Source organism: Achromobacter sp. FW305-C-13 (genome assembly GCF_058783475.1).
Genome location: NZ_JBYSYN010000002.1, coordinates 856,065 through 876,012, shown reverse-complemented (window position 1 = coordinate 876,012; position 19,948 = coordinate 856,065). Strand labels below are relative to the sequence as shown.

Annotated in this window: 18 protein-coding genes and 1 tRNA gene; 7 read left to right on the top strand and 12 right to left on the bottom strand. The window is 65.0% G+C overall.

The genetic code is table 11. The features are described from left to right. Window positions 1–70 precede the first annotated feature (70 nt). The gene (ftsY, locus tag AC3WMU_RS15445; protein WP_192816753.1) at window positions 71–1,144 is read right to left on the bottom strand and encodes a signal recognition particle-docking protein FtsY; all 1,074 of its coding nucleotides are present in this window, start codon (window positions 1,142–1,144) and stop codon (window positions 71–73) included. A gap of 337 nt (window positions 1,145–1,481) precedes the next feature. On the opposite strand from ftsY, the gene rsmD reads away from it, so the two are divergent. The 4 genes from rsmD to AC3WMU_RS15425 all read left to right on the top strand — a co-directional run bounded on the left by rsmD (window position 1,482) and on the right by AC3WMU_RS15425 (window position 4,200). Beyond that, complete coding sequence (gene rsmD / locus AC3WMU_RS15440; protein ID WP_006227602.1) at window positions 1,482–2,048, top strand: 16S rRNA (guanine(966)-N(2))-methyltransferase RsmD; 567 nt, start codon at window positions 1,482–1,484, stop codon at window positions 2,046–2,048. Between the two features lie 58 nt (window positions 2,049–2,106). Further along, window positions 2,107–2,610, top strand: a complete 504-nt coding sequence (gene coaD / locus AC3WMU_RS15435) for a pantetheine-phosphate adenylyltransferase (protein WP_006227601.1) — start codon at window positions 2,107–2,109, stop codon at window positions 2,608–2,610. 109 nt (window positions 2,611–2,719) lie between these two features. Then, window positions 2,720–2,971 (top strand): YfhL family 4Fe-4S dicluster ferredoxin, encoded by a 252-nt coding sequence (locus AC3WMU_RS15430; protein ID WP_492282815.1) that lies wholly within the window; start codon window positions 2,720–2,722, stop codon window positions 2,969–2,971. After that, a complete protein-coding gene (locus AC3WMU_RS15425) occupies window positions 2,968–4,200 on the top strand; it encodes a benzoate/H(+) symporter BenE family transporter (protein WP_006227599.1) in 1,233 nt (410 codons plus the stop codon). The genes AC3WMU_RS15430 and AC3WMU_RS15425 overlap by 4 nt, the downstream gene beginning before the upstream one ends. Window positions 4,201–4,242: 42 nt before the next feature. Here the strand turns inward: AC3WMU_RS15425 and AC3WMU_RS15420 are convergent, their stop codons facing one another. Beyond that, window positions 4,243–4,629: an MOSC N-terminal beta barrel domain-containing protein gene (locus AC3WMU_RS15420; protein WP_088589299.1), complete on the bottom strand. Its 387-nt coding sequence runs from the start codon at window positions 4,627–4,629 to the stop codon at window positions 4,243–4,245. Further along, a complete protein-coding gene (locus AC3WMU_RS15415) occupies window positions 4,626–7,115 on the bottom strand; it encodes an AsmA family protein (protein ID WP_424626465.1) in 2,490 nt (829 codons plus the stop codon). The genes AC3WMU_RS15420 and AC3WMU_RS15415 overlap by 4 nt, the downstream gene beginning before the upstream one ends. Before the next feature lie 396 nt (window positions 7,116–7,511). Here AC3WMU_RS15415 and AC3WMU_RS15410 point away from each other — a divergent pair, with 396 nt between their 5' ends. The 3 genes from AC3WMU_RS15410 (at window position 7,512) to AC3WMU_RS15400 (ending at window position 11,904) form a co-directional block, all read left to right on the top strand. Continuing rightward, the gene (locus tag AC3WMU_RS15410; RefSeq protein WP_006227595.1) at window positions 7,512–9,110 is read left to right on the top strand and encodes an MDR family MFS transporter; all 1,599 of its coding nucleotides are present in this window, start codon (window positions 7,512–7,514) and stop codon (window positions 9,108–9,110) included. A gap of 3 nt (window positions 9,111–9,113) precedes the next feature. After that, window positions 9,114–9,557, top strand: coding sequence for a MarR family winged helix-turn-helix transcriptional regulator (locus AC3WMU_RS15405; protein ID WP_006227593.1), 444 nt, complete (start codon window positions 9,114–9,116; stop codon window positions 9,555–9,557). A 67-nt stretch (window positions 9,558–9,624) separates the two neighbouring features. Beyond that, window positions 9,625–11,904, top strand: a complete 2,280-nt coding sequence (locus AC3WMU_RS15400) for an ATP-binding cassette domain-containing protein (RefSeq protein WP_492282608.1) — start codon at window positions 9,625–9,627, stop codon at window positions 11,902–11,904. Window positions 11,905–11,976: 72 nt separating this feature from the next. Here AC3WMU_RS15400 and ychF read toward each other — a convergent pair whose 3' ends face one another. From ychF to lolB, 9 genes are all read right to left on the bottom strand, one after another. Next, window positions 11,977–13,068 (bottom strand): redox-regulated ATPase YchF, encoded by a 1,092-nt coding sequence (gene ychF, locus AC3WMU_RS15395; RefSeq protein ID WP_006227591.1) that lies wholly within the window; start codon window positions 13,066–13,068, stop codon window positions 11,977–11,979. Window positions 13,069–13,164: 96 nt separating this feature from the next. Further along, window positions 13,165–13,944 carry a CPBP family glutamic-type intramembrane protease gene (locus AC3WMU_RS15390; RefSeq protein WP_280029801.1) on the bottom strand — a complete coding sequence of 260 codons (780 nt, stop codon included), beginning with the start codon at window positions 13,942–13,944 and terminating at the stop codon, window positions 13,165–13,167. Continuing rightward, window positions 13,944–14,540, bottom strand: coding sequence for an aminoacyl-tRNA hydrolase (pth, locus tag AC3WMU_RS15385; protein WP_006227589.1), 597 nt, complete (start codon window positions 14,538–14,540; stop codon window positions 13,944–13,946). Before pth ends, AC3WMU_RS15390 begins: the two co-directional genes overlap by 1 nt. 99 nt (window positions 14,541–14,639) lie before the next feature. Beyond that, the gene (locus tag AC3WMU_RS15380) at window positions 14,640–15,248 is read right to left on the bottom strand and encodes a 50S ribosomal protein L25/general stress protein Ctc (protein ID WP_006227588.1); all 609 of its coding nucleotides are present in this window, start codon (window positions 15,246–15,248) and stop codon (window positions 14,640–14,642) included. 147 nt (window positions 15,249–15,395) lie between these two features. Further along, window positions 15,396–16,346, bottom strand: coding sequence for a ribose-phosphate pyrophosphokinase (locus AC3WMU_RS15375; RefSeq protein ID WP_006227587.1), 951 nt, complete (start codon window positions 16,344–16,346; stop codon window positions 15,396–15,398). A 145-nt stretch (window positions 16,347–16,491) separates the two neighbouring features. Continuing rightward, window positions 16,492–16,568: transfer RNA gene (locus AC3WMU_RS15370), tRNA-Gln, on the bottom strand. 1 nt (window position 16,569) lies between these two features. Next, entirely contained in the window at window positions 16,570–17,469 is a 900-nt protein-coding gene (gene ispE, locus AC3WMU_RS15365) for a 4-(cytidine 5'-diphospho)-2-C-methyl-D-erythritol kinase (protein ID WP_006227586.1), read from the bottom strand. Window positions 17,470–17,531: 62 nt separating this feature from the next. After that, window positions 17,532–19,130 (bottom strand): methyl-accepting chemotaxis protein, encoded by a 1,599-nt coding sequence (locus AC3WMU_RS15360; protein WP_088591631.1) that lies wholly within the window; start codon window positions 19,128–19,130, stop codon window positions 17,532–17,534. A gap of 250 nt (window positions 19,131–19,380) precedes the next feature. Beyond that, the gene (lolB, locus tag AC3WMU_RS15355) at window positions 19,381–19,920 is read right to left on the bottom strand and encodes a lipoprotein insertase outer membrane protein LolB (RefSeq protein WP_234818447.1); all 540 of its coding nucleotides are present in this window, start codon (window positions 19,918–19,920) and stop codon (window positions 19,381–19,383) included. Between the last annotated feature and the right edge of the window lie 28 nt (window positions 19,921–19,948).

Sequence of the window (19,948 nt, the reverse complement as noted above, 5' to 3'; positions counted from 1 at the left end):
GATTCAGCGCCAATAGAAACGGGGCGGCGCTTGCGCGCCGCCCCGTTTCTCTGTTCCTTCTGCGGGTGGCTTAGTCCGACAGCAAGGCCGCGGCGAACTCGTCCGCCACGAACGGCTGCAAGTCTTCCAGGCTTTCGCCCACGCCGATCCAGTAGACCGGAATCGGGCGTACGCCCTGGCTACCCGCCGCGACCGCTGCCAAGGTGCCGCCCTTGGCGGTGCCGTCCAGCTTGGTCACGACCAGGCCCGTCAGCGTGATGGCCGCGTCGAACGCGCGGATCTGCGCCAGTGCGTTCTGCCCGGTGTTGCCGTCCACCACCAGCAGCACTTCATGCGGTGCGGTGGCGTCCGCCTTGCCGATGACGCGGCGGATCTTCTTCAGTTCTTCCATCAGGTGCAGCTGCGTGGGCAAGCGGCCGGCGGTATCCACCATGACCACGCCCATGCCGCGCGCGCGGCCCGCGTTGACCGAGTCGAACGCCACGGCGGCGGGGTCGCCGCCATCCTGCGCGATCACGCTAACGTTGTTGCGGCTGCCCCATTCCACGAGCTGTTCGCGCGCCGCGGCGCGGAACGTGTCGCCCGCGGCCAGCAGGACGCTGGCGCCCTGGCGTTGGAACGTGTGGGCCAGTTTGCCGATGGACGTCGTCTTGCCCGCGCCGTTCACGCCGGCGATCATCACCACCAGCGGCTTCGCGCGAGTCAGGTCAAAGGCGCGCTCCAGCGGACGCAGGTGATCGGCCAGCAACTGGCGCAGCGCCGTCTTCACCTTGGCCGGGTCTTCAATGCGTTCCTTCTTGACGCGCGCACGCAGCGCGGTCAGCAGCTTCTCGGTGGCCTCGAGGCCGGCATCGGCCATAATGAGCGCCGATTCGAGTTCCTCGAACAGGTTTTCGTCGACCTTGACGCCGATGAAGATGCCGCCAATGCTCTGGCCGGTGCGCGACAAACCTTGCTTCAACCGCGACAGCCACGACGCCTTCTTGGGCGCTTCGGCGGCAACCGGTTCAGCGGCAGGAGGCGGCGCAGGCACAGGGGCCGGCGCCGGGGCGATTGCCGCGACAGGCGGCGCCGGAGCCAGCGTGGGTGCCGGTGCGGGCGCAGGCGCTGCGGCTGGAACCACGGCGACGGGCGGTGGGCTCATCGGCGCTTGGACGGGGGCCTGGACCGGAGCTTGAACCGGTGTTTGAACCGGTGCCTCGGCTCGCGCATACGGCGCTACAGTCGGCGTAGGCGTCGCAGCCGGCGGCGCGGCAGGCGCGGTCGGTGCGGGGGTCGGCTCGAAAGCAGGACGGGAAACCGGCGCGGGCGCCGGTGCAACGACCTCGGGAGTCGGAGCAGGCGCGGCGGGCGGCGGCGGAATCACCGGCGCGGCAGCGGGCTGCGCAGGCGCCACGACGGCGTCTACGACCTCTGGCGGCGGCGCGGGCTGGGCCGGCGCGGCGGGCGGAGGGGTTTTTTTCTTGAAGAAGCGGCTAAACATGGGTAACAAGTATATTCGTATCGTCGGTGGCCAATACAGGCGCACCCCCATCGCCGTGCCCGACGTGGAGACGCTGCGCCCCACGCCCGACCGGGTGCGCGAGACGCTGTTCAACTGGCTGAATCACCTGTGGGCCGGCGAATTCGCCGACAAGCAGGTGCTGGATCTGTTCGCCGGCAGCGGCGCCCTGGGATTCGAGGCGGCCTCGCGCGGCGTGGCGCATGTGCAGATGGTCGAGCGGGACAAGACCGCGGCGTCCGCGCTGCGGACACTGCGCGACAAGCTCAAAGCCGACATGATACGCATCCATGTGGGCGATGCGATGCAGGTCGCCGAACGGATGGATGCGTCCCGATTTGACCTCATCCTGTTGGATCCACCCTTCGGACAGGGCTGGCTGCCGCGCCTGTGGCCGATCCTGCCGGGCATTCTGGCCGAGCATGGGCTAGTCTATGTCGAGGCGGAAACCCCCATCGAAGCCCCCGAAGGATTCCAGATCTTGCGGCAGGACAAGGCAGGCGCGGTCCACTACCATCTGCTCGAATTTGCTGCATTGCGGAAATAGATCAATAATCCGAGCTTCGGAGGATGGTGTACACCACTAATAACGGTACGGAGCTCGCATGATCATCGCTGTATATCCCGGCACTTTCGACCCGCTGACCCGGGGCCACGAAGACCTGGTCCGCCGCGCGGCCACGCTTTTCGACAAAGTGGTGGTGGGCATCGCCCTCAGCCGCAACAAGAAGCCTTTCTTCAGCATCGACGAACGCGTGGAGATCGCCCGTGAAGTCCTGGGCCATTATCCCAACGTCGAAGTGCAGAGCTTCGGCGGCCTGCTGAAGGATTTCGTCCGCGACCAAGGCGGGCGAGTCATCGTCCGCGGCCTGCGCGCCGTGTCCGACTTCGAATACGAATTCCAGATGGCCGGCATGAACCGCCATCTGCTGCCCGACGTGGAAACGCTGTTCATGACGCCGTCGGATCAATACCAGTTCATTTCGGGCACGATCGTGCGCGAAATCGCCCAACTGGGCGGCGACGTCAGCAAGTTCGTGTTCCCGTCAGTGGAACGCTGGTTGCAGGAAAAAGCCAAGGAACGCCGCGAACAGTCCTGGCCGGGCTGATCCGCCACGCCCCGCACCATCCCGGAAGGGCGCGATTTCGCGCCCTTCTTGCGCTTTTCTGCCCGGCAGTACAATGTGGGTCGCCCCCGGCTTTCCTCCGCTGCCCATCATGGCCCTGCTGATCACCGAAGAATGCATCAATTGCGACGTTTGCGAGCCCCAGTGCCCGAACGACGCGATTTCCATGGGCGAGGACTATTACGTCATCGATCCCGACAAATGCACGGAGTGCGTCGGCCATCACGACGAACCCCAGTGCAAGGTGGTGTGCCCGGTAGAGTGCATTGAACTGCACCCGCAATGGAACGAAGGCCAGGAACAGCTCATGGCCAAGTACCGCCGCCTGACCGGTGCCTCATGAGCGACACGACGCAGTCCGGCATCAACCTTCCCTCCCCGTCCCCCGCACCCCATCACGCCCGCCGCGACATCTCCGCGTCCGCGGTCGCCGCCGGCCTGGTCGCCGTACTGGTCAGCTTCGGCGGCACCGCCGTCCTGATGGTGCAAGCCGGCCACGCAGCCGGCCTGGACGCGGCGCGCATTGGCTCCTGGATCGGCTCGCTGAGCCTGGCGTTCGGCTTCGGCGGCGCGTTCTACAGCCTGCGCACCGGCCTGCCCATCGTGATGGCCTGGTCCACGCCCGGCGCTGCGCTGCTCGTCACCGCACTGGTCGGCGTCCCGTTCAATGAAGCAATCGGCGCCTACGTGCTGGCCGCCGGCTTGACGTTGATCTGCGGGCTGTTCGGCTGGATCGACCCTATCCTGCGCCGGATTCCCGGTGAAATCGCCGCCGCCATGCTGGCCGGCGTACTGCTCAACTTCGGCATGGGCATCTTCAGCAACGTCGGCAAGCAGCCGGCGCTGGTGCTGGCGATGTGCGCCACCTACCTGGCCTGTCGGCGCTGGGCGCCGCGCTATGCGGTGCTGGTGGTGATGGTGGTCGCCATCGCGCTGGCGTTCGGGCTGGACCTGATCCGGCTGGATCTGCTGGACTGGCACCTGACGGAATTCGTCTGGACCACGCCCGCCTTCAGCGCCCAGGCCGCGGTCAGCCTGGGCATCCCGCTGTTCGTCGTGGCCATGGCGTCGCAGAACCTGCCCGGCCTGGCGATCCTGCAAGCCGCCGGCTATCGCCCCCCTGCCTCCCGCATCGTGGCCGCCACGGGCCTGCTGGGCCTGCTGGCCGCCCCCTTCGGCGCGCACAGCGTGACGATGGGCGCCATCAGCGCCGCCATCTGCACCGGCCCCGAAGCCCACCCCGATCCCGCCAAGCGCTACATCGCGGCGGCCACCTATGGGCTGGGGTATGTCGGATTGAGCGTCGTGGCGGGCGCGGTGGCGGTCTTCTTCCAGGCCTTGCCCGCGGCACTGCTGGCCGCGCTGGCCGGCCTGGCGCTGCTGGGCACGATCATGGGCGGCATGGCGGCGGCCATGGCCAATCCGCAACGGCGCGAAGCCGCGCTCATCACCTTGCTGGCGACGGCATCGGGTTTCAGCTTCTGGGGAATCGGATCGGCCTTCTGGGGCCTGGCGGCAGGCCTGCTGGCGCATACCGCTTTCGAATACAAGCGCGCCAAGGCAGGCGCCTGAGAGCGCGCCGCCGGATCCCTCCGGCAGCTTTCCTGAACCGGTTCAGGCAGGCCAGACGGCCACGGGCGTATCCGGGTGCACCTTCATGATGCGGCAAGGCACCTGCACGAAGTTCGAGATCCAGGCCGCGGCCAGTTCGCCTTCGTCGACCACGTCGATGGTCTGTTCGCCCACTTTCATGCTGTAGCGCACGCTGTCGTCGTCTTCGATGACGTCTAGCGGAATGTCCATGCGCAGCATGCCCGGCGCCTTCAGCACCAGATAACCCAGACGCAATTCCACCGACACGTCGGCCAGCCGCGGGCACAGTTCGCGGTTCAGCCACTGGCCGGAATCATTGGCGATCAACCATTGCCGGTGGTAGGCGGCCGCGGCGGGCTGCGGCGTCACGCCGCATTCCGCGATAGGCTGGAAGTCCGAAGTGCTCATTTGCCCAGCAATCCCTTCAAGGCCTTGTCCACGGCCGCGCCGTTCTTGCCCTTGCCCGTCACCGCCTCGCGCAGCTTGTTTTCCAGGCTGCGCTTGAGGATGTTGCCGATCGCGTCCTTCCACATCACCGTATAGGACGGCTTGTCGAAAGGCCCCTTCACGTGCACCGGGATCGTCACGTCCTTCAGGTCGATCAGTTCCTTGCCTTCGGGGTCGGCCGCCGGGTTGACGACGCGCACACGCGCCACCAGGTTCAGTTCGTCCTTCACGAAGTCGATGCTGGCCGGATCGCCTTGAGTCACGCGCAGCAACGTCGATACGACGTTCAGGCGCTTCACGGCAGCCACACCCTTGGTGAAGGCCAGGTCGGCATCCATCTCGGAGAATTCCGTCTGCTTGCTGGTGTCGGCGGGCACGGTCTCGTCTTGCGATTCCGGCTTGAATGCCGCCTTCAGCTCGCGCAGCGTCTGCGTCAGGTTGATCCCCTTGACCGCGCCATCACGCAGGCGCAGTTGCAAGGTGCCGCCCAGGCCGCTCTTCATGGCGTAGACATTGGCGCCCGCAGTCTTCAGGTCCAGCGCCAGGCTGCCCGTGCCGCTCAGCACGTTCTGCTTTGCCAGGTCCATCAGCAGCGGTTCGATCGAAATGCCGGCCAATGACATCTTGGTGGCCAACTGGTTGCCCTGGGCAGCGTCAACCGACAGCGCGCCCGCCAGCTTGCCGCCGTACAGGCCGGCCGTCAGGCTGGAGATCTCGAGCTTGCCCTTGTCCAGCTTGACGGCGGCGGCCACGTCATCGGCCTTCAGGCCGCGCACGACCAGCTTGCCGACCTTCAGGGTGCCATTGACGCTGGGGCCGATCAACGCGGACAGGTTGATCGAGTCATCCGCCGGCGCGGCGGGCGCTGCCGGTTTGGACTCGTCTTTCTTGCCCTCGGCGGGCGGCTTGGCCGGCGCTGCCGCAACAGGCGGCACCAGCTTGTCCAGATCCAGCGTGTCCACGGCCAGCGCAAAATTCACCAGCGGCGTATCGGACAGCTTGGTGATGTCGGCGCTAAGGTCGAACTTGCCGCCTTCCAGCACGGCGTTGATCTTGCTGGTGGCCTGGTCTTTGAGCAGGTCCACGTTCAAGCTGCCAATCACCGGAATTTGCAGATTGCCCTTGGGCAGGCCTGGATCCGTGATGTTCACGTCGCCCCGCAGTCCGGGCAGGCCGCCACTGCGCTGCAGCAGGTTCAAGGTCAGCGGCGAAGCGAAATTCAGCTTGACCACGCGTTCGCCGTTCTTGGACGTGCTGTCCAGCTTGGCTTCCTTGATATCCAGCTCGGCGGCGTTGCCGCTGATGCCGTTCAGGCCGAAGCTGGCGTCCAGGCCGCTGATGCGCACGCGGCCGGTCAGCGCTTCGCCGGTGGCCGACGCGGGCGAGATGTTCAGCGCGGGCGCGTCCACGGCCAGTTCAAACGGGCCATCCGTGGAATTGCCCTTGGCGCGCACGGCCAGCTTTTCGATTTGCAGCTGGCTCTTGTGCGGATCGATCGCCAGCTTGGGCATGGCCACGCTGGCTTCCACATTGGTGGCGCGCGCGGCGGGATCGGTGATGTCGCCCTGGAAAACCACTTCCAGGCCAGCCACGTCCAGCGCCGACTTCTGACCATTGAAGGCCAGGTTGCCGCGCATGGCCAGGCTCTTGGCTTCCGCGCCGGGCAGCTTGCCGTCCATGCGCAGATCCAGCTTCTGGGCTGCATAGCGCTTGGCCGAGGGGTCCAGCGTCAGCAGGGCCTGGCCGGTCAGGTTGGCGTCGACACGGGGGTTGCCGCCTTCGACGCGCGCCGTCAGGCGCACATCGAACGGCTGGTTGAAGGTGACGCGGCCGGTGTTGGCGTTGATCTTGGTCACGGCCACTGCCATGCCCGAAATAGCGTCCTGCAACTGCACTTCGCCGTCCTTCAGGTCCAGGCCGGCGATGTCGATCTGCATGTTGTTGCGCGACGGCGGTAACGTCCCGCTGGTGATGGCCTGCGCCGCGGTCTGGGCGGCCCCCACCAGCGCTTCGGCCGGATTGGACGGCGCGGTGGTGATCGCGGGCGTGCCGCCCACGAGATTGCTGAAGTTGAACTGGCCTTCCTTGTCGCGCACCACGCGCGCCTTGAAGCCGCTGATGGCCACGTGGTCCACCACGAAACTGTTGGACAGCAACGGCCACACCGCAACCGCCAGGCGGGTGCTTTCGATAGAGGCGAAGGTGTCCGGGCTATTGGGCTCGGACAGCGAGACGCCCTGCACCGAGAGGCCGATACGCGGGAAGAGCGACAGCTCGATCTCGCCGTCGATCGTGAGGGTGCGGTGATAGCGTTCCTGCACAAGCTCTTCCAGCTTGTACTTGTACGCGTTGGGATCGAATGTCAGCAAGAAGATGGCCAGGCCAACGACGGCCACGACAACCAACACCACCAGGCCTATCAAAATGCGCTTGAACCACGTTTTCATTGCCGCCCCGTCGGTACCTCGACTGGAAATCCTTGAATGCCGCCCACCGCGCCCAAGCGCGGGGATGGTGCTGTAGCGGTGGAAAACCACGCGCCAATTGGAGCTTTATGCCTTTTAGGGCGAGTCCTCGCTCCTGCCGGAAGCCTGCGGCTGCGGCGCCAAGAAAGAGGGTCTACCAAGGAAGGCCTGCTGAAGACGCCGGCATGACCAGCGTGCAGATTCCGCTATCGTAACAAATCAGACCGGCTTCGCGATGCCCGATCGGGCCTCAATGCCAAAACCCGGGCCATTCACCCCCGCCGCAGACCGTTGGCGAGGTCATGAAGCTGACGGTTTTCTGTCTGGCGGATTGTAGGACTAGAATGATTGATCTATCAATCGTTGATGCATCCAACAATGCCCGCCCCCACCCCCAGCACCCCGCATTCGCCCGGACAGGTGCTTCCCTTCCGCCAAACCTTGCTGGCCATGCTGGGCATGTGCTTCGTCATGATGATGGTCGCCATCGACCAGACCGTGGTGGGCACCGCGTTGCCGACCATTGTGGCCGAACTCAAGGGATTCGAACTGTATGCATGGGTTGCGACGTCTTACCTGCTGACCTCGGTGATCACGGTGCCGATCTTCGGCCGGCTGGGCGACTACTACGGCCGCAAGCCCTTCGTGGTGGCGGCGATCATCCTGTTCACCCTGGCCTCGGTGCTGTGCGGCGCGGCCAACAGCATGTTCACGCTGGTGCTGGCGCGGGCCTTGCAGGGCATCGGCGGCGGCATGCTGGTGGGCACGGCCTTCGCCTCCATCCCCGATCTGTTCCCCGACCCCCACGTGCGCCTGCGCTGGCAGGTGATGCTCAGCTCCGCCTTCGGCATCGCCAATGCGGTGGGTCCGACGCTGGGCGGGGCGCTGACCGAGCATTACGGCTGGCGCTCGGTGTTCTACGTGAACCTGCCCATCGGCATCCTGGGCCTGTGGTTCGTGGCGCGCTACCTGCCGCACCTGCGCAACCATACGTCCGGCAAGGTGCGGCTGGACTGGCAGGGCGCCGTGCTGATCGCGCTGGCACTCGGCAGCCTGCAATTGCTGGTCGAGCTGTTGCCCAAGGAAGGCATCAGCACGGCGATCGTGCTGCTGGGCGTGGGCAGCGTCGCCGCCTTCGCGCTGCTGTACTGGTGGGAAAAGCGCTGCCCGCACCCGCTCTTGCCGCTGGACATGTTCCGCAACCGCGGCCTGGCCACGCTCTTCACGCTGGCGCTGCTTGTGGGCGTGACGATGTATTCACTGCTGTTCTACGCGCCCTTGCTGCTGCAAGGCGGCTTTGGCCTGTCACCCCAGGACGCCGGCCTGCTGATCACGCCCATGGTCGTCTTCATCACGGTGGGCAGCATCATCAACGGCCGCGTCATCACGCGCATCCGCAACCCCAACCGGATGCTCTACGCCGGCTTCCTGCTGATGGCTTTGTCCTGTTTGGGTATTGTTACCACCCACAGCTATACGTCACATGGGCTGATCGCCGCCTACATGCTGATGGCCGGCCTGGGCATGGGCTTCATCATGCCCAACCTGACCGTCTTTGCGCAGCAGACCGCCGGGCGCACGCACCTGGGCATCGCCACGGCGCTGCTGCAGTCCCTGCGCATGATCGGCGGCATGCTCGGCACCGCGGTTGTCGGCACCATGGTGAGCCACAGCTACTTCAGCGGCGTCGAATCCACCTTGCGCGGCGCCTCGGCGCAATGGCTGCCCGAGCTGAACGACCCGCAGATGCTGGTCAATCCGGCGGCGCAAACGCAGTTCCTGGCACAATTGGCGCATCAAGGCCAGGACGGGACGTCGTTGATCGAGATCGCGCGGGTCGCGCTGGTAGGCGCCATCCACGAAGGGCAGCTCATCGCCCTGGCCGTCGCCATCTTCGCGCTGTGGTGCGTGCGGCGCGTGCCCCTGGTGCAATTGGCCCGGCCTCCGAAAGCGGAGCCCGCAAGCGTCGGAGAGTAGCTTTTGCCCAAACAACAACAAGGCCTGCAAGTCATCCAGCACATGGGGCAGACGTACCGTGTGATGCAAAGCGCGTTCAGCAGCAAAGTCGGCCACGCCCTGCCCCGCTGGCGCATCCTGCTCGCGCTGCATGAATGCGGGCAATGCTCGCAGAAGCACTTGGCCGAACGCTGCCGCCTGGACCCCGCGTCATTGACGCGCCAACTGCAGGCCATGCAGAAGCTGGGATGGATCTCGCGCGCGGTCGACGCGCAAGACAACCGGCTGACCAACGCTACACTGACCCCGGCGGGTCAGGCCGTGGTGAACGAAGCCCTGCCCAAGCGCGCAGCCTTCTTCGATGAATCGCTCAAGGGGCTGTCGGCCAACGATGTCGAGACCTTGAACCGGGTGTTAAGCGTGCTGGAAGAGAACTTCGTGCGCGCGGCGGGCGGCAAGGCCGCGTAGCGCATCAGTAAGCGCTCTTGGCGGTTGATTTCCCGCTGGAAATGACTTTGCTAGAAGCGGGGCGTCCATGAGCAAACGCAATCCTCACGAAGCCCCCGCGTACCGCGACATGGAAATCGTCGGCGCGCGCGGGAACAACCTGCAAGGCGTCAGCCTGCGCATCCCCAAGCATCGCATCACCGTGTTCACGGGCGTATCGGGGTCGGGCAAATCGTCACTGGTGTTCGACACCATCGCCGCCGAATCGCAGCGCCAACTCAACGAAAGCCACAGCGCCTTCGTCCGCCACCGTTTGCCGCATTACGGCCAGCCCATTGCCGACGCCCTGCGCAACCTGCCTGCCTCCATCGTTGTCGATCAGAAGCCGCTTGGAGGCAACGCGCGCTCGACGGTAGGCACCGTCACCGACATCCAGCCCCTGCTGCGGCTGCTGTTCGCGCGCGCCGGCCAGCCCTTCGTCGGTTACGCCAATGTCTTTTCCTTCAACCACCCCCAAGGCATGTGCCCAACGTGCCAGGGGCTGGGCTGGGTCGACCGCCTGGATCTTGAGGAATTACTCGACCGCGACAAATCCCTGAACCAGGGCGCGATCCGGTTCCCGACCTTCGCGCCCGGCACGTACCGCTGGAAGCGCTATGTCTGCGCCGGATTGTTTGATTGCGATAAGCCCCTGTCCAAGTATCGCGAAGCCGAATGGCAGACGCTGCTCTACGCGGACGATATGGCCGTGCCCGATCCCCTGCCAGGCTGGCCTGCCACCGCCCGCTTCCAGGGCGTCATCCCGCGCTTCAGGCGCGCGTATCTGGAACACGAACCCAACCGCCTGACGCAAGCCGAACGTGAAGGACTGGCCCGCGTGATCACCCGCCAGCCGTGTTCGGACTGTGGCGGCACGCGGCTCAATCCCACCATTCTCTCGTGCAGGATCCATGGCAAATCCATCGCCGATTGCGCCGCGATGGAGATCACGGACCTCTTGCCGTTCATCCGCGAGATCAACGCCGCGCCCGTCGCCACCGTTGCGACGGCCATCGTCGAACGTCTGGGGCAGATGGCGGGCATCGGCCTGGATTACCTCAGCCTCGCCCGCGAGACGACCAGCCTGTCGGGTGGGGAATCGCAGCGCGTCAAGATGGTGCGGCACCTGGGCAGCAGCCTGGCCGACATCGCCTACATCTTCGATGAACCCAGCGTCGGCTTGCATCCGCGCGACGTCCACCAGCTGAATACGCTGCTGCGCAGCCTGCGCGACAAGGGCAACACGGTGCTCGTCGTCGAACACGATCCCGATGTGATCGCCATCGCCGATCACGTCGTGGACATGGGCCCCGGCGCGGGCGCCGAAGGCGGGCGCGTGGTCTATCAGGGCGATTACGCCGGCTTGCGGCAGGCCGACACGCTCACCGGCCGCTGCCTATCCCGGCCCTCAGCGCCCCTGCGCAAACCCCGGCCGGCGACGGGCCAACTGCCGTTGCGCAACCTGTCGCTGCATAGCCTGCACAACGTCAGCGTCTCCATCCCCACCGGCATCCTGACGGTGGTGACCGGCGTCGCAGGCTCCGGCAAAAGCACGCTGGTCAACCGTCTACTACCGCGCAGCTACCCGCACGCCGTCCTGATAGACCAAGGCGCGCTGGGCGGTACGCGGCGTTCGTCGATCGCCAGCTACATCGGAGCGCTGGACACCATCCGGGCACTGTTCGCCAAGGCCAGCGGCAAACCCGCCAGCCTGTTCAGCAGCAACGCACAGGGCGCCTGCCCGGCGTGCAAAGGGCTCGGCCTCATCCAGACCGACCTGGCATTCATGGACACGGTGGAAACGCACTGTGACGCGTGCAACGGCACGGGCTTCAACGACGAGGCGCGCGCCGTTATTTGGCGGGGCCTGGACATCGCACAGACGCTGGCGCTTTCGGTAGCGCAGGCGGCAACGCACTTTTCGGGGCATGCGGATGCCGCCGACCCGTTGAACCGGCTCGCTTGGGTGGGATTGGCTTATGCGTCGCTGGGGCAGCGCTTGAACACGCTCTCCGGCGGAGAACGCCAACGCCTGAAGCTGGCCGCCCGCCTGCAAGAAGAAGGCAGCCTATACATATTTGACGAACCGACGTCGGGCCTGCACATGGCGGACGTCCAGCGCCTGCTGTCGGTGTTCGATGCATTGACCGAACGCGGCCACACCGTCATCGCGGTCGAACACAATCTGGACGTGATCGCCCACGCCGACTGGCTGATCGAAATGGGGCCCGGCGCAGGCAAACAAGGCGGACGCATCCTGTTCGAAGGAACGCCGGCGCAAATGATGCGCGCGCCGGACTCGGTGACCGGCCCGTTCCTGAAACGGTAGCGGGGCCGGACACGCGGCGCATCCGTAGATGCGCTGCGTGCGACCGGCCCCGCGTAGTCCAGGTAGCTGGCGTCAGACGTTGAACAGGAAGTTCATCACATCGCCGTCCTGCACGATGTATTCCTTGCCTTCGGCGCGCATCTTGCCCGCTTCCTTGGCGCCCTGCTCACCCTTGTACGTGATGAAGTCTTCGTACGCGATCGTCTGGGCGCGGATGAAGCCGCGTTCGAAGTCGGTGTGGATGACGCCTGCGGCTTGCGGCGCGGTGGCGCCGATGGCCACCGTCCAGGCGCGCACTTCCTTCACGCCGGCGGTGAAGTAGGTCTGCAGGCCCAGCAGCTTGAAGGCGGCGCGGATCAGGCGGTTCAGGCCCGGCTCTTCCATGCCCATGTCGGACAGGAAGGCTTGGCGGTCGGCGTCGTCCAGGTCCACGATTTCGGATTCGATGGCGGCGCAGATGGCCACGACCGGCGCGTTGCGCGCGGCGGCGAATTCGGTCAGGCGGTCCAGCAGCGGGTTGTTCGTGAAGCCGTCATCAGCCACGTTGCCCACGTACATCGCGCGCTTGGCGGTGATGAAGCACAACTGGGCGATGTCGGCCTTTTCTTCCGTCGTCAGGTCCAGCGCGCGGATCGGCTTGGCTTCGTTCAGCTGGGCAATGCACTTTTCCAGCACGGCCACGATGCGCTGCGATTCCTTGTCGCCGGAACGCGCCGTCTTCTGGTGGCGCTGCAGGGCCTTTTCGGCGGTCTGCATGTCGGCCAGTGCGAGTTCGGTCTCAATGACTTCGATGTCGGCGATCGGGTCGACCTTGCCGGCCACGTGGATCACGTTGGGATCTTCGAAGCAGCGCACGACGTTGACGATGGCGTCGGTTTCGCGGATGTGCGACAGGAACTGGTTGCCCAGGCCTTCGCCCTTGCTCGCGCCGGCGACCAGGCCCGCGATGTCGACGAATTCGACGGTGGCCGACAGGATGCGTTCGGGCTTGACGATTTCAGCCAGCTTCTGCAGACGCGGATCCGGCACCTCGACCACACCGACGTTGGGTTCGATGGTGCAGAACGGGTAGTTCTCGGCGGCGATGCCGGCGCGGGTCAGAGCATTGAAAAGTGTCGATTTGCCAACGTTGGGCAGGCCGACGATGCCGCATTGCAGAGCCATGGGAATCCTGTGTAAGTACGGTATTGATCGTTAACGTTCTAGTTTACCCCGGCCGGGGGCTGGGGCACTTGCCGCGGCACGGGGGATGCGGCCCCGCTAACTGGCGGCGGAGGGCGCCCAGCGCATGACGGCCCAGATCATCAAAATGGGGCCGGCGTTGAAAGTCGCATGCAGCAGGATGGCCGCGCCGATGCCGCGCCGCACGCGCATCCAGCCCAGCACCAGGCCGGTCAGCCATTGCGGCAGCACCAGCAGCGGCATCAGCCAGTACGGCGTCTTGCTGTAGACGAAGTTCGTCAGGTGCACGGCGGCAAAGGTCAGCGCCACCAGATGGAACACCAGGCCGAAGTGCTTCAGGTAATAGCGCCGCCAGGCCGTGTCCCAGCCGTGCAGCGGCTCGGCGCGCTGACGCGTTCCCCAGCATGCCAGGATCACGAACGCGGCCAGCAGCAGGCCTGTCCACAGCTTCGGGCCGTACAGCACGACGGGCATCAAGGCCGGCACCAGCCACAACACCTGCCTGGGCCGGCGCAAGCCGTAGCGAAAGAGCATTTCTTCCACCAGCGGCGCCCACAATACGGCGGTCAGCCACGGCAGGTTGGTGGGATCGATGCGGTGCGTCGCGCCGCCCATGCCGGCCGCCATCACAGCCACCGGCCCCAGCGCGAACAGGTTCAACGCCCACAGCAGCCCTGCCCACGCCAGCAGGCGCCCGGGGCCGATGCCCGGCCACCAATCGGCCGCCAGGCTGGCGCCCGCGGTGCGCCCCGGCAAGCGCGCGACGGAGTGCGGATGGCGGATGTACCGCCAGAAGTCCACGACCTCGTCGCGAAAGCGCATCTTGCCGCCAGAGGTGGGCTGCGGGCTGCCGGTCATCAGGCGACGTTGCCGCTATGCAGCTGGCGGGTCGCCAGCGCGAAATCGCCGGCCAGCATCGCCGGCACGACGGCGCGGCAGCGGTCGATGACGGCTTCGATTTCTTTCTGTTCCTCGCGGCGCGGCGGATGCAGCACGAAGTCCGCCACTTGCTGGGCCAGATTCAGGGTGCGCGGATGGCCGATGCCGATGCGCAGGCGCCAGAAGTTGGGACTGCCCAGCACGGCCTGAATATCCTTCAAGCCATTGTGGCCGGCATGGCCGCCGCCCTGCTTGAGCTTCACCTGGCCCGGCAGCAGGTCCAGTTCGTCATGCAGCACCAGCACCTGCTCGGGCTCCAGCTTGTAGAAGCGGGCCAGCGCGCCGACCGCCTGGCCGGATTTGTTCATATAGGTGATGGGCTTGAGCAGCAGCACGTTGTCCGCGCCCAGGCGCGACTTGGCCACCATGCCGAAAAAAGACTTCTCCAGTGCAAAAGAAGTGCGCAGGTCGTCCGCCAGGTGGTCGGCCAGCCAGAAGCCGGCGTTGTGCCGGGTGGTTTCGTAGTCAGGACCGGGATTACCCAATCCCACGATGAGGCGTATGGGAATAGACATGATGGAGGGTGTTTAAACCAAAAAACCCTGCGCATGCAAATGCACACGCAGGGTTTCGGGCATAAGCCGCTGGAAAGCCCGAAGGCCTTCCGGCAAGACTTAGGCGGCCGGAGCGGCAGCTTCGGCGTCGTCGGCGGCAGCGCCGCCCTTGACGATGGCAGCAGCCAGCAGCGGGTTGTCTTCACCGCCGTGGGGGACGTACGTCACGCCCATGGGCAGCTTGATGTCGGCCAGGTGGATCGAAGCGCCAGCCAGGATGTTGGTCAGGTCGACTTCGATGAACTGGGGCAGAGCCTTCGGCAGGCAGGTGATTTCCAGTTCGGTCGTCACGTGGCTGATGATGGCGCCCGACAGCTTCACGGCCGGCGAGATTTCAGCGTTCACGAAGTGCAGCGGCACCTTGGTACGCAGGGCTTGGTTGGCGTCGACGCGCTGGAAGTCCACGTGCAGGACTTGCGGCTTGTAGGCGTGCCATTGAACCGAACGCAGCAGAACTTGCTCTTCCTTGGCGCCTTCGAGCTGCATTTGCAGGATCGATGCGTGGAATTCTTCCTTACGCAGGGCGTGGTAGATCTCGTTGTGGTCGAGTTCGATGTTCAGGGGGGCAGCCGTACCACCATAGACAATGGCGGGAACGCGGCCCGCGCGGCGCAGGCGGCGGCTCGCACTCGAACCCTGGACGCTACGCGCAGTGGCGATAAATTTCATGGAAAACTCCAAAAACAAAATAAGGTGAAGAGGCTTCACCAGTTAACGGCACGGCGCGCAACATGCGCGCCGTGTTGATTGCGCCTTGCCGCGACCAGCAAGGTGCAAAAACTAAAATGGGCTGCGGGCCCGGCTGACGCCTACGCGTCAGTCGACGAACAGCGAGCTGACCGATTCCGCGTTCGAGATACGCAGGATGGTCTCGCCCAGCAGCGCGGCGCACGACAGCTGGCGGATCTTGCCGCTGGCCTGGCCTTGCTCGGAGAGCGGGATGGTGTCGGTGACGACCAGTTCGTCCAGTTCCGACGCTTCGATGCGGTCAATGGCGCCGCCCGACAGCACGGGGTGCGTGCAATAGGCGTAAACGGCGCCGGCGCCGCGGTCTTTCAGGGCCTGGGCCGCCTTGCACAGCGTGCCGGCGGTGTCGACCATGTCGTCCATGATGATGCAGGTGCGGCCATCGACTTCACCGATGATGTTCATCACTTCCGACACGTTGGCGCGCGGACGACGCTTGTCGATGATGGCCAGATCGGCTTCCAACTGCTTGGCCAGTGCACGTGCGCGGACCACACCGCCGATGTCCGGGGACACCACGACCAGGTTCGAGAAATTGCGGCGCCAGATGTCGCCCAGCAAGATCGGACCGGCGTAGATGTTGTCCACGGGGATATCGAAAAAGCCCTGGATCTGGTCAGCGTGCAGGTCCATCGTCAGGACGCGGTCAACGCCAGCCACTTGCAGCATGTTGGCCACGACCTTGGCCGAGATCGCAACGCGCGCCGAACGCGGGCGGCGGTCTTGGCGGGCATAGCCGAAATAGGGAATCGCGGCGGTGATGCGGCCAGCGGAAGCGCGGCGCAATGCATCGACCATGACCATGATTTCCATCAGGTTGTCATTGGTAGGGGCACAGGTGGGCTGCAGGACGAAGACGTCCTTGCCACGCACGTTCTCGTTGATTTCGACCATCACCTCGCCGTCCGAGAAGCGACCGACGGTCATCTTGCCCAGGGACATATCGAGGTGGTTGACTACGTCCACGGCCAGCCGAGTATTGGCCGTTCCCGTGAAGATCATGAAGCTATCGTTTGCCATGATGGATGATGCGATGGTCGTTTTAAGACACTAACGAGGTGATGCGGGGTGCTACGAAACACCAGCGGACCCGGAAAATAAAAAAGCTGCTGAACCCGGGCCAGTGTCTTACAGGCGTGTTCAACAGCTTTTTTATGTATTCGGTTGGCTGGGGAGGAAGGATTCGAACCTTCGCATGCCGGAATCAAAATCCGGTGCCTTAACCAGCTTGGCGACTCCCCAACTATCTTGCAATCCAATTCCGCAGTGGATGTTCAGTTAAACCAGCACATGCCTGAACTAACCGAAACCCTGGATGCGTTGCGTTGTTTGTTTCAACAGCGCCGCGCATTATAGCGGATATTTCTGCTTTTGCCAAAACGGCTTCGGAAAGTTCGGAAAACTCGGCGAATAAACATGCGCCTGATCCCGACATGCGAACTGGTATGCCCTGTTCGCTAAGCCACCGCGTTGCCCTGAGAACCTCAGGATAAAGACGGTGAACTACCGGCTCCAAATCATTTTTCCCGAAGGAAAAAGTTGGCGAAGCAAGAAAGTCCGCTATTGTGATGTAAGAAGAATCCCTTGTCAAATCGGGTGCCGAAAATATTCCAACAGTCGGCACGCTGGTATCCGGTTGCGCAACCAGATACGCGCGTTCGGGCAGCGTCACGGCAGTGAGCGCTTCACCCACGCCTTCGGCGAATGCCGATTGCCCGAAGACGAACACGGGCACATCCGCGCCCAGCGGCAAGGCCAACGCCATGAGCTCGCGTCGCGTCAGCCCCGTCCCCCACAGCTTGTTCAGCGCGATCAGCACGGTCGCGGCGTCGCTGGACCCTCCGCCCAGGCCGCCGCCCTGCGGAATGCGCTTTTCCAGCGCGATCTGCGCCCCCTGGCGCGTGCCCGTGGAACGTTGCAGCGCATGGGCCGCGCGCAAGGTCAGGTCATCAGCTTCAGAGACGCCAGGCAGATCGGAGGCGCGGCTGATGACGCCATCCGCGCGCACCTCGAAATGCAACGTGTCGCACAGGTCGATGAAACGGAATACCGTCTGCAGCAGGTGATAGCCGTCAGGACGACGGCCCACCACATGCAGGAACAGGTTCAATTTGGCGGGAGCGGGAACGTCGTACAGAGTCACAGAAAACAACCGGTGCGGGACATGCCCACATTCTAGCCACGCACCGGCCGCCACGCCTGCCCTCAGGCCAGTTGCGGCGCGCCCGCGCCAGCCAGCCGCCCTGCCGGCGCGTCGATCACCTGGCCGTCCGGCAACTTGAAGACGGAGACGGCGCCCGCCAGTTGGCGAGCCTGCTCTTCCAGCGCACCGGCGGCTGCTGCGGCCTCTTCCACCAAGGCCGCGTTCTGCTGCGTCACGCTGTCCATTTGCGACACCGCCCGGTTGACCTGATCGATCCCGCTGGCCTGCTCCTCGGAAGCCGCGGAGATTTCGCCCATCAGGCGGGTCACACGCTGCACCGAGTCCACGATTTCACGCATGGTGGCGCCGGCGCTTTCGACCTGCTCGGATCCCTTGCCGACCGTCTGCGCGGAGTCCTCGATCAGTTGCTTGATTTCCTTGGCGGCGGCCGCGCTGCGCTGCGCGAGCGTGCGCACCTCACTGGCCACGACCGCGAAACCCTTGCCCTGCTCGCCTGCGCGCGCGGCCTCCACCGCCGCATTCAGCGCCAGGATGTTGGTCTGGAATGCGATGCCGTCGATCACGCCGACGATGTCAGCGATGCGGGACGAACTGCCGGAGATGGCGCGCATGGTCTCGACCACGCTGGCCACGGCGTCTCCGCCGCGCTGCGCCACTGCGGCGGACGTGGCCACCATGTGGTTGGCTTCACGTGCAGTATCGGCGTTCTGCTTCACGGTGGACGCCAGTTCTTCCATGCTGGCTGCCGTCTCTTCCAGGGACGCGGCCTGCTCTTCCGTGCGGCTGGACAGGTCGGTGTTGCCCGCGGAAATTTCGCGCGCGCCCACATTGATCTCGTCCACGCCTCGGCGCACCGCGGAAACCGTGCGCACCAGGCTGTCCTGCATGCCCTTCAAGGCGGCCAGCAGTGCACCGATTTCGTTCTTGCCGCGATCGGCGACGCGGCGGGTCAGGTCGCCTTCGGCAATGCGGCGAAAGATCTCACCGGCTTCCAGCAGCGGCCGCACGATCATGCGGCGGATCAGCACATGGGCGCCCACGGCCATCAACAGGCCCAGCGCCAGGATGCCGGCCAACAACGACGAGAACAGGGTGTGGAAGAAAGAAATTTCCGCCATGGCGCCCTGCCCGGCCTCTTCGGCCCGGACCATGAAGGCGTCGCGTTCACTGACCAGCAGCTCTTGCGCCTGCTGCGTGCCCTGCTTGAAATAGCTTTCCATGTCGCCCGCCTCCAGCACACGGCCCACGCTTTGCAGGTTGGCGCTGAGGTTGGTGTAGGCCTGGATAAGATCGGCGGACGCGGTCTTTTCCGCGGCCGACAGGCCACTGGAAAAACCTTGGAAAGCGCGATCGCCCGAGGCGATGCGCTGGCGCGCCAGGCGCAGCGCGGTCGTGTCGCTGGTGTTGCCTTGCGCGACGCGCGTGGCGTAGCGGCTCAAATCGGTGCGGGCCGCTACCAGCGACAAGGCGGCCGTGTTCACGGCGTTGACCTGTTGCGAGGAAAGGCGATAGAGCTGGCCGACGTCCTGGTTGGTCTGGCGCAATGCGACAAAACCCATGCCCCCCACCAGCAGCTGAAACGTGAAAAAGATCGCGATGATTCCTAACAGCATCGTCGCGATGCGCGTGTTCCTGAACATAGGGCATTCTCCAAAAAAGGCGGCGACAGGTTGGCCGCCGCCGCACTTGCGGTCCGCGCGAAGGGTGGCCCCGCGCGGGCATGAGGAGAATTATTCAGTCCGGCCTGACTATTTCAAGCCGTAACACGACCGCCTTTGCCGCGTTTATTTGGCCGATTGCGAAATGCCGGACGTGTTAGGCCTGGCCGCGGGTAGCGGCTACTGCCATTCAAAGGGGGAAGACGACGGAGCGCGAACGGCTCCGTCGGAATCAAGGCTGGTTGACGACCAGACGCACCGTGACGCGGCGGCCGGGTTCCAGGCGCTCGAGGACCAGCAACTGCGGTCCCAGCGTGTCGTAGCGCGACAGCTTGGCCCGCCAGCCGCCTTGCTCGAAGGAGGCGGGACGACCCAGTTCATCGCGAGACACGTCGGAGGCTTCGGGTTGCGCCGGCAGTTTGCCGCGCAGCCAGTCGCGCAAGCCGGACACCGGCACGCTGCTGCCCAGCGCGTCTTCGGCCAGGGCATCGGGGTTGTCGGCAACCAGGCGCGTGCCATCGGCCTTGGTCAGGCTGGCGGCGCCGGGCTGGCCTTCCACGCGAGCTTCGGTCGAACCCAGCGGATTGGTCAGATCCAGCACGTAGCGCCGACCATCGTCCGACCACGAAAAGCCGCCTTGGACGGCGCTCTGCTTGCCGCTTTCTTCGTTCACGGTGATGGCGAAGCGGCCGATGCGCGAAAACGCATCGGGGCTGGCGCCTTCGATGGGTTTCGGCGTGGTGGTGCAGGCGGCCAGCGTCAACGCCAGCATCGCCAGTATCGCCCAGCGCAACCAGGCC

Coding starts and splice junctions, on each gene's coding strand:
- ftsY (WP_192816753.1), bottom strand. CDS start 1,144: ATGAGCCCACCGCCCGTCGCCGTGGTTCCAGCCGCAGCGCCTGCGCCC.
- rsmD (WP_006227602.1), top strand. CDS start 1,482: ATGGGTAACAAGTATATTCGTATCGTCGGTGGCCAATACAGGCGCACC.
- coaD (WP_006227601.1), top strand. CDS start 2,107: ATGATCATCGCTGTATATCCCGGCACTTTCGACCCGCTGACCCGGGGC.
- AC3WMU_RS15430 (WP_492282815.1), top strand. CDS start 2,720: ATGGCCCTGCTGATCACCGAAGAATGCATCAATTGCGACGTTTGCGAG.
- AC3WMU_RS15425 (WP_006227599.1), top strand. CDS start 2,968: ATGAGCGACACGACGCAGTCCGGCATCAACCTTCCCTCCCCGTCCCCC.
- AC3WMU_RS15420 (WP_088589299.1), bottom strand. CDS start 4,629: ATGAGCACTTCGGACTTCCAGCCTATCGCGGAATGCGGCGTGACGCCG.
- AC3WMU_RS15415 (WP_424626465.1), bottom strand. CDS start 7,115: ATGAAAACGTGGTTCAAGCGCATTTTGATAGGCCTGGTGGTGTTGGTT.
- AC3WMU_RS15410 (WP_006227595.1), top strand. CDS start 7,512: ATGCCCGCCCCCACCCCCAGCACCCCGCATTCGCCCGGACAGGTGCTT.
- AC3WMU_RS15400 (WP_492282608.1), top strand. CDS start 9,625: ATGAGCAAACGCAATCCTCACGAAGCCCCCGCGTACCGCGACATGGAA.
- ychF (WP_006227591.1), bottom strand. CDS start 13,068: ATGGCTCTGCAATGCGGCATCGTCGGCCTGCCCAACGTTGGCAAATCG.
- AC3WMU_RS15390 (WP_280029801.1), bottom strand. CDS start 13,944: ATGACCGGCAGCCCGCAGCCCACCTCTGGCGGCAAGATGCGCTTTCGC.
- pth (WP_006227589.1), bottom strand. CDS start 14,540: ATGTCTATTCCCATACGCCTCATCGTGGGATTGGGTAATCCCGGTCCT.
- AC3WMU_RS15380 (WP_006227588.1), bottom strand. CDS start 15,248: ATGAAATTTATCGCCACTGCGCGTAGCGTCCAGGGTTCGAGTGCGAGC.
- AC3WMU_RS15375 (WP_006227587.1), bottom strand. CDS start 16,346: ATGGCAAACGATAGCTTCATGATCTTCACGGGAACGGCCAATACTCGG.
- AC3WMU_RS15360 (WP_088591631.1), bottom strand. CDS start 19,130: ATGTTCAGGAACACGCGCATCGCGACGATGCTGTTAGGAATCATCGCG.
- lolB (WP_234818447.1), bottom strand. CDS start 19,920: ATGCTGGCGTTGACGCTGGCCGCCTGCACCACCACGCCGAAACCCATC.